The 7690-nt window shown below is 62.1% G+C and carries 8 protein-coding genes and 1 tRNA gene; 8 read left to right on the top strand and 1 reads right to left on the bottom strand.

Features of this window, described 5'->3' with window-relative positions; all coding sequences use genetic code 11:
* The 3 genes from GHK62_RS00045 to GHK62_RS00035 all read left to right on the top strand — a co-directional run.
* A partial coding sequence (locus GHK62_RS00045; RefSeq protein ID WP_193571410.1) for an aromatic-ring hydroxylase C-terminal domain-containing protein occupies positions 1-627 on the top strand: 627 nt, incomplete at its 5' end.
* A 284-nt stretch (positions 628-911) separates the two neighbouring features.
* Positions 912-1823, top strand: a complete 912-nt coding sequence (locus GHK62_RS00040; protein WP_153436332.1) for a PhzF family phenazine biosynthesis protein — start codon at positions 912-914, stop codon at positions 1821-1823.
* Positions 1824-1871: 48 nt separating this feature from the next.
* Entirely contained in the window at positions 1872-2681 is an 810-nt protein-coding gene (locus GHK62_RS00035) for an endonuclease/exonuclease/phosphatase family protein (RefSeq protein ID WP_184108558.1), read from the top strand.
* Between the two features lie 69 nt (positions 2682-2750).
* On the opposite strand, the gene GHK62_RS00030 is transcribed toward GHK62_RS00035, so the two are convergent.
* Entirely contained in the window at positions 2751-3164 is a 414-nt protein-coding gene (locus GHK62_RS00030; protein ID WP_153436331.1) for an OsmC family protein, read from the bottom strand.
* A gap of 262 nt (positions 3165-3426) precedes the next feature.
* On the opposite strand from GHK62_RS00030, the gene GHK62_RS00025 reads away from it, so the two are divergent.
* The 5 genes from GHK62_RS00025 to GHK62_RS00005 all read left to right on the top strand — a co-directional run bounded on the left by GHK62_RS00025 (position 3427) and on the right by GHK62_RS00005 (position 7607).
* Positions 3427-3502, top strand: a tRNA-Lys gene (locus tag GHK62_RS00025).
* Positions 3503-3829: 327 nt separating this feature from the next.
* On the top strand, positions 3830-4912 hold the full coding sequence (locus GHK62_RS00020) for a calcium-binding protein (RefSeq protein WP_153436330.1): 1083 nt from the start codon (positions 3830-3832) through the stop codon (positions 4910-4912).
* A 391-nt stretch (positions 4913-5303) separates the two neighbouring features.
* Positions 5304-5468, top strand: coding sequence for a hypothetical protein (locus tag GHK62_RS00015; protein WP_153436329.1), 165 nt, complete (start codon positions 5304-5306; stop codon positions 5466-5468).
* A gap of 507 nt (positions 5469-5975) precedes the next feature.
* Positions 5976-6332: a hypothetical protein gene (locus GHK62_RS00010; protein ID WP_153436328.1), complete on the top strand. Its 357-nt coding sequence runs from the start codon at positions 5976-5978 to the stop codon at positions 6330-6332.
* Between the two features lie 156 nt (positions 6333-6488).
* The gene (locus tag GHK62_RS00005; RefSeq protein WP_153436327.1) at positions 6489-7607 is read left to right on the top strand and encodes a GSCFA domain-containing protein; all 1119 of its coding nucleotides are present in this window, start codon (positions 6489-6491) and stop codon (positions 7605-7607) included.
* The last annotated feature ends 83 nt before the right edge of the window (positions 7608-7690 follow it).

The raw sequence follows: 7690 nt of genomic DNA, 5'->3' as shown, positions 1-7690 counted from the left end.
TGGAAGCTCGCCGCCGTTCTCGGCGGGTGCGCGGACGCGCGGCTGCTCGACAGCTATGAGCCGGAGCGGATCGCCTTCGCCCGGCGGCTGATCAAGACCACCGATCAGATGTTCCGGGTGTTGACCAGTCGGTCGACGCTCGCCGGTCTCTGGCGCCGCTACCTGATGCCGAAGATGATCGCCCTCTTCGTCGCAAACAGGGCGGGCGCGAGACTCGCGTTTCGGACAGTGTCGCAGATAGGCATTGACTACCGCGAAAGCGCCATCAGCCGCGGCGGGGCCGGCCGCGTGCGCGGTGGCGATCGGCTCCCCTACGTCGAGGGATTGGCTGATGCCGGCGAGGGGGACAATTTCGCGCCGCTTTCCTCGCTTGACTGGCAGATCCATGTCTATGGCGCAGCAAGTCCGGCATTTCGCGCGGCGCTGGCTCCGACCGGAGTTCAGATCCACGCCTTTGCCTGGACACCGGCCGCCGGAGCGGCTGGCTTGAGCCGCGATGCCGCGTATCTGGTGCGCCCGGACGGCCACGTAGCGCTGGCCGTGGAAACGCAAGACCCGGGTTCGTTCCTCGGCTATATCGCGGAGTTCGCCATCAAGGTTGGCGTGGCGACGCGCGGACCGCAGTGAGGCGCCTGCTCGCGCGCAATTTTGCCTTGCCGCGCGCGCGATGGCATTGCAAGGTCTTCGATGGAGCGCCGCGATGCCTGCGGATGACTTCGTGTGTGCGACACGACATTGAAACGAGCGTGATTTCCTTCGCAGGGCCGGTCGGCTCTCCACAGCCACGCGCGACAGTGCCAGCGCGTCTGATCAAGAGGCGCAGGTCGCTGTAGCATTTTGAATTTCTGCGTGATTTTCTATTTGAATCGGTTCCGATTTGAGGAAACATGCGGTACCGGCGAGGGGGATGAATGACACGGCGCTACGCGATCTACGACGTGTTCACCGAGAAGCGTCTGGAGGGTAATCCTCTCGCCGTAGTGTTCGATGGCGACGGCCTGAGCGACGGCGCCATGCAGGCGATTGCCCGGGAGTTCAATCTTTCGGAGACGGTGTTCGTGCAGCGGCCTGGAAGTGCCGCCCATTCGGCGCGGCTGAGGATCTTCACGCCGGTGCATGAATTGCCCTTTGCGGGCCATCCGACCGTCGGGGCCGCAGTGGCGCTGGCGGAAGCCAGCCATGGCGATTACGGCAAGCCGCTCGACCTGATGCAGGTGCTCGAGGAACGGGTGGGGCCGGTGCGCTCGGCGGTGCGGCTGAAGCCGGGGGAGGCGAGCTTTGCCGAGTTCGACCTGCCGCGCAAGCCGAGCCGGCTCGACGCGCGCTTCGACAAGCAGGCGATCGCCGACGCGCTGAGCGTGAAGGCAACGCAGATCGGATTCGAGAACCACGTGATCTCGTTCTGGACCGCTGGCGTGCCCTTCGTCATGGTGCCGCTGCACGACGTCGGCGCGGTGGCGGCGGTGGAATTCGACGCGCAACGGTGGGAGCAGCTTGCGCCGATGGCCGAAGGCAGGCTCGCCGGCGCCTATCTCTACTGCCGCGGCGGCGTCAACCACATGGCGCGCTTCCACGCCCGCATGTTCAACCCCGAGAAGCGGGAGGATCCGGCGACCGGCTCGGCGGTCGCAGCCCTTGCCGGCGCCATCAACCTCTTCGACGAACTGGTCGACGGGCACCATCCGATCCTGATCGAGCAGGGGGTGGAGATGGGGCGGCCGTCCTTCCTTCACCTGCATCTCGACATCGCCGGCGGCAAGATCGCGACCGCCCGCATCGGCGGCCATGCGGTCAAGGTTGCGGACGGCGAGCTGGCGGTCTGACGTAGATTCACGGACATTCGTTCTGCAAGGCGAACGGGAGCAAAAGATATGGCATTGCGTATAGTTTCGCTGAACGCATGGGGCGGCCGGGTGCATGCGCCGCTGATCCGCTATCTCGCCGAGATCGACCCGGATGTGCTCTGCCTGCAGGAGGTGACGCGCACGGCCGCCTCGCGCGCCAACTGGCTGGTCTACCGCGACCGCGGGCTCGAATTGCCGCAGCGCGCCAATCTCTTCGACGAGATCGCCGCCGTGCTTCCGGGACATGACGGTTTCTTTTGCCCGACGGCGAGGGGCGAGCTCTTAGACGGCGAAGACGTGGTTCTCTCCGAGTTTGGACTGGCCACCTTCGTCCGCAAGTCGTTGCCGGTCATCGGCCAGGCGCTCGACTTCGTTCATGGAAGCTTTTCGGCCGACGGTTGGGGCGCGCATCCGCGGGCGCGAAACGCTCACTGCCTGCGGCTGATGAGCTACGCGGACAGCTTCACCATCACCATCGCTCATATGCATGGCCTGCGCGACCTTGCCGGCAAAGAGGACACGCCGGCGCGCCGGGCGCAGGTGGAGGCGCTGGTGAGCCTGGTGGAGCGGGTGCGGCGCGACAACGAGCGGCTGATCGTCTGCGGCGACTTCAATGTCCTGCCGGGAAGCGAGACTTTCGAGGTGCTGGGGAAGCTCTGGCTTACCGATCTCGTGACATCACGCGGCTTCACGGATACTCGGACCTCCTATTACGAAAAGGAGAACCGCTTCGCCGATTACATGCTGGTGACGCCGGAGGTGAAGGTCAACCGCTTCGACGTGGTCGAGGAGCCGGAAGTTTCCGACCACCGGGCGCTGCTCGTCGAGGTGGGGTAGGCGAGCGGCGGGCACCGTGCGTCCTTCCTGGCGCGCAAAAGGGCAATGCAACACGTTGAATTCAAGCGATCACGCAGCGGCAGCCGACCGGATCTCCACCGGGACGCCCTGTTTGAGCGTGTTGGCGACCATGCAGATCGCCTTGGCGCGATCAATGATCGCCTGCGGATCGGAGCCGTCGAGCGTTTCGCAGCTGACCGACATGGCCGCGGCCGTCGTCAGCAGCGGCTCGCCTTCGAGCTCCACCGTGACGGTGACGGCGATCTTGCCGAGGGCGACGCCCATCTGGTGCGCGGCGTAACGAAGATCGTTGCAGAAGCAGCCGCCAAGCGCCAGCGCCAGCAACTGCGCGCCATTGAAGCCGAGCCCCCGGCCGCCCGCCTTGCCCTCCGGCCGGTCGACCACGACGGTGTGGCTTCCGGCCCAGCCGATCGCCGCCTCCGTGCCTTCGACATTGCGCAATTCAACCGTCATCGACGCCATTTCTTGCTCCTCCAGAACGCCGGCCTGATGAGCGCAGTTTAGAACGGGACGGGGGATAAGCGTGAGCGGTTTTGCGCAGCCGAGGCGCCGCACCGACGAGAGGAAAGGGGCAGACGGCGTCGTCCACGCGAGCTGCACCACCGGTTTCGCCGCCTCACTGTGAGCCGTTGAAGAATTTCCCAAAAATTTTGCAAAGGGTGCTGGACAAGCCGGGCGAACGCCATTATACGCCCCACCAGACCGCAGCGACGCGGTTCTGGACGGGTGATTAGCTCAGTTGGTAGAGCAGCTGACTCTTAATCAGCGGGTCCACGGTTCGAGCCCGTGATCACCCACCAGCTACTTTCATGTTTTTGTTTCTCGCATTCCTGTAAGCTGCCGGTTTCCAACAAATTGGAAACGGTTTTCAATTCACGTTCCGTTCTTGTCCCTGAAAGCAGCCGGCTCGGTCTCGCTCCAGCGGGGTTCCATGAGCTCCATCGGATGCGACGGCATATTCTTCAGTTGGGTAAGCCGCTCGCAACGTGTACTTCTCGCGGCGCTTCTGCCACCCACGGGTTATCGCTGCGTCAACCTGAAGGTAGTATCATCTGCGGACCCATAGGGGCGGCGCAAGCTTCTTGGATCAGCATCGGCCGCTCTTCAGTACTGGGGAGGAACAGGTCATGGCGAATCTGATCGGTGGCATCGGGCCTTATCCCGGGCTCGACAATGACATCTTCGGGACGAACGATCCGGACATCATCTTCGGAGACCCCTTCACGACGGGTAATACATTTGGTGTCCTCGAGATCGGCGGCGCCCTGTCCTCGGGGCAAGGCGGCAGCGACCGCCTTTTCGGCCGCGGCGGTGACGACACCATCTTCGGCGACGCCTGGGCGATAACCGACCTGGGTCGCGGCGGCGACGACCGGCTCGACGGGGGCAATGGGATCGACACGCTCTACGGTGATGCCTTCTCGATTGATTCTTTCGGCGCCGAGGGCGGGAATGATCGGCTCGACGGGGGCAGAGGGAACGACATACTCTATGGCGATGCCTTCGAAATGGCTTCCGGGCGCGGGGGCAACGACAGGCTGGATGGCGGCGCTGGAGACGATACCCTGTCTGGTGACGCACACGCCACAGAGGACTTTTTCTTCGGCGGGGACGACCGGCTTGAAGGCGGCAACGGGAAGGACACACTCTACGGCGATAGCGTCACGACGCTGTTTTTGAGCAGCGGCTTCGGCGGCGACGACCAGCTCTACGGCGGCTCGGACGATGATATCCTCTACGGCGATTTTATCGGCGAGCGCGGCGCCAGCGGCGGCAACGACCTGCTCGACGGAGGCACGGGTGACGACGTCCTCTATGGCGATGTGGAGAGCGCCGTGGATACCGACGGTGGAACCGACACCCTGATCGGCGGCCGTGGCAACGATCAGCTCTGGGGCGATGGCGTGCTTGGCTCTAGTTTTCCTGGCCCCTTCCCCGACTTGACGGGTGCCGACCAATTCCTGTTTGCCCGCTACAGCGGGCGGGACCAGATCTTCGATTTCGGGATCGACAAGGATGTCATTCAGATCTCGGGCTATGGATACACGAGTTTCGCCGACCTGTTGCCCAACATCAGCGACGATGCCAATGGGAATGCCGTTCTGCATCTGAATGGCACGGTCGACCAGGTCACCCTGCTCGGCGTGCAGACGGACGAACTCAGCGCTGACAACTTCATCTTCTCGAATGCGGGCTTCGCGCTCGTTTGACTGAGGGAAGCCTGAAGAAGCTCTCACGTCGGCCGCCGACTCTGCGGCTATCTCTGCGCGAGCAGCGAGCCATCGACCGTGCCCGGCGCTGCTGCGGCGAGGAAAGGCGGCGGGCGGCGACCGACAATCCGAGCGCCTCGGCTTTTTTCCTGCCAACGGCAGTTTCGCTAAGTCCTGGTGACTTAAGGAAACATGCAGCAAATCAAAGCGCTGCAGCGTCCTTTGCGCGATAATCGCGCTGTGTGTAGGACTTTAGTCCCATATGGAAATGGGCCATAAGTCTTAGCCCAATTTGGCTTTATCCCATTGAGCGCGCTGGGTAATCCTTGACTGCAACCTGTGCTGTGAGACCATTCAACCTTCTGGTTGTAGTGCGTAGGGTAGGGGGACAATGAACTTCGACGATGACGTTGAACTGGCGCTCGCTCTGGCCTGCGAAGAACTCCAGATGACCCGAGACGAGATAATCCGGCTCATCCTTCGTGAGTGGCTGGAGCAGTACGGCTTTCTGTCCGTCCATGAGTTGGACGAAGGGAACGGCGACGGAAGGGGGTAGTGCATAGTATGAGTCTCTTCCGTCGCCGACGAGGTGCAATGACATCCCGGGATCATGCCGAACCATCTCCGCGCGTTCGTTGCAGATCGCGCTGGCCTGGACAGCTTCTGCCAGGTTGAGGGGCCGAAGGCCGCCACCGAGACAACTACGAGGCTAAGAGCCTTCACCCTCGCGAGTGAACACCAGCCATCGCCGTTCGTAAATCAGCGGCAGCGGGAGCAATAGTCAAAGTTGCGGTTTGATCGTCAGCAGCCCGATGCGGATGCCCGCTAGCACGGGACGATCGAAGCGACCGGCCCACCAGGAAGAGTGTCGACGCGAGGCATGGTGCGCGCGACATGTGCTGCAGTCTGCGACGATGTGCGCATGAACAGAGGCCCAAAAGTCCGCGAACCTTACGGCGACGCGCCGCAGTTGTTTAATTGCGCGTCCGGGTGGCGGTCTAAATTGAACGGACTAGTCGCCGATCGCCACTGTGCTATCCTCGGTAGTGAGGTAGGGCACAAGATGAATATCGCACGTGGCCTCTTTCGACTGTGGTTGATCGTCTCTGCGCTTTGGGTGCTGACACTGGTCGTCTACGTTGAAGTCGAAGGACGGCGGCGAGACGTGACGGATGGAGGCTCCATCTTCGTCAAGGGCTGGGCAGTGGTCACCGACGGGTGGAAAGCCGAGAAAGAGGCAGCATCCATAAGGGAAAAGGCCGCGACACCCGGAAGTGCGAGCATTGTCGTTCCAGACGAAATCAACAGCCGACTTCAAGCCGGCAGGCGAGTAGAAAACGCGGCTTTGTTTTTCGGCGGCATGCTGCTGGGGCCGCCGCTTATCCTGCTTGTGCTGGGGGCCTGGGTGATCCGCGGTTAGGGTAAGGTGTCGCGGCCGCCTGGACGCGCCATTTTCAACTTTATTCTAATCGGGCAAGATCCAATTCGGCTTGTTGCCGCAGTTGCTCAACTGTTATTGCCTCACAAACGCCACTTTACTAGGGTCCACGCGCGGCCACGTGGCAAAGGGGCAATCATGTCGATCAAGGCGATAGACCATTCCGGTTTCCAGGAGACGGTCTCCGTTGTCCCGGCGGGAGAGGCTCCCAAGAAGATGGGGTCATCCTTTTTCCGGGGTAGCGCCAGCAACTTCAATCCATACGGCTCCGACCACATGAAGGACGACTTTGCGTCGCGCTTCCTGCTTAAGGGCTGGACCCCGGACAAGCCGTTCATCTCTCCCACGACGAACGTTACTGCCTTCGGTTCGTGCTTTGCCGAGAACATCAGCAAGCATTTAGCGAAGCTGGGATTCGATGTATCAAAGAACCGCGATCGAGACATCTACATCTCGTCGATGGGCGAGGGCCTGGTCAATGTCCACTCGATCGTCCAGCAGTTCCGTTGGGCGCTCGAGGGTATAGCGCCGCCGACAAATCTCTGGCATGGCTACAAGGCCGAAGAGTTCGACCTGACGGAAGAGATCCGGACGCGCACCCGGGACGTGTTCCTGAAGACGGACGTCTTCATTCTGACGTTCGGCCTGTCGGAAATCTGGTACGACGAGTTGACGGGCGGCGTCTTCTGGCGTGCCGTTCCGATGAAGCACTACGATCCCAGCCGGCACAAGTTCCGCGTTTGCACCTTCGCCGAGACGAAGGCCTGCATCCAGGAGATCATCGAGCTCATCGGAAAACACGTGCCCCAGGCGAAGATCGTCGTCACCGTCTCGCCGATTCCGTTGATCGCGACATTCCGGCCCATCGCCTGCCTGACGGCCAACTCGGCATCCAAGGCGATCATTCGGGCCGCCATCGACGAGACGATCCGCGAGCGCAGCGATGCATGGGCAGGGCGCCTTTATTACTTCCCCGCCTACGAGATCGTGACCGAGGCGTTTCCGAACCGTTTCGTCGAAGACGGCAGGCACCTGCAGAACATGATCGTGCCCGCGGTGATGAATTTGTTTCAGGCAACCTTTTGCAACACCGACCTCACGATCGAGCAGGCCGAGACCATGCTGAAGATCGCGCGGCTGCAGTCGGCCAATACTCTGGACGACCATGCGCTATTTTCACAGGCAAGGTTTGGCCCGAGGTTCGGCGCGATGGTCAGGCGTCTTGTCGGGCGCAAGAGGGCGGCTAAGTCTCGCTAAAGAGCGGCGTCCTGTGCTGGGGCGTACGGAGTTTGCTTAGCGCATCGGCCCGAAAATCGGACCCGATTTTCGGAAAGCACGAT

Source organism: Sinorhizobium terangae (genome assembly GCF_009601505.1).
GTDB classification, from domain to species: domain Bacteria; phylum Pseudomonadota; class Alphaproteobacteria; order Rhizobiales; family Rhizobiaceae; genus Sinorhizobium; species Sinorhizobium terangae.
Note: the sequence above shows the minus strand (reverse complement) of the source record. Positions and strands in the feature narration are given on the sequence as shown.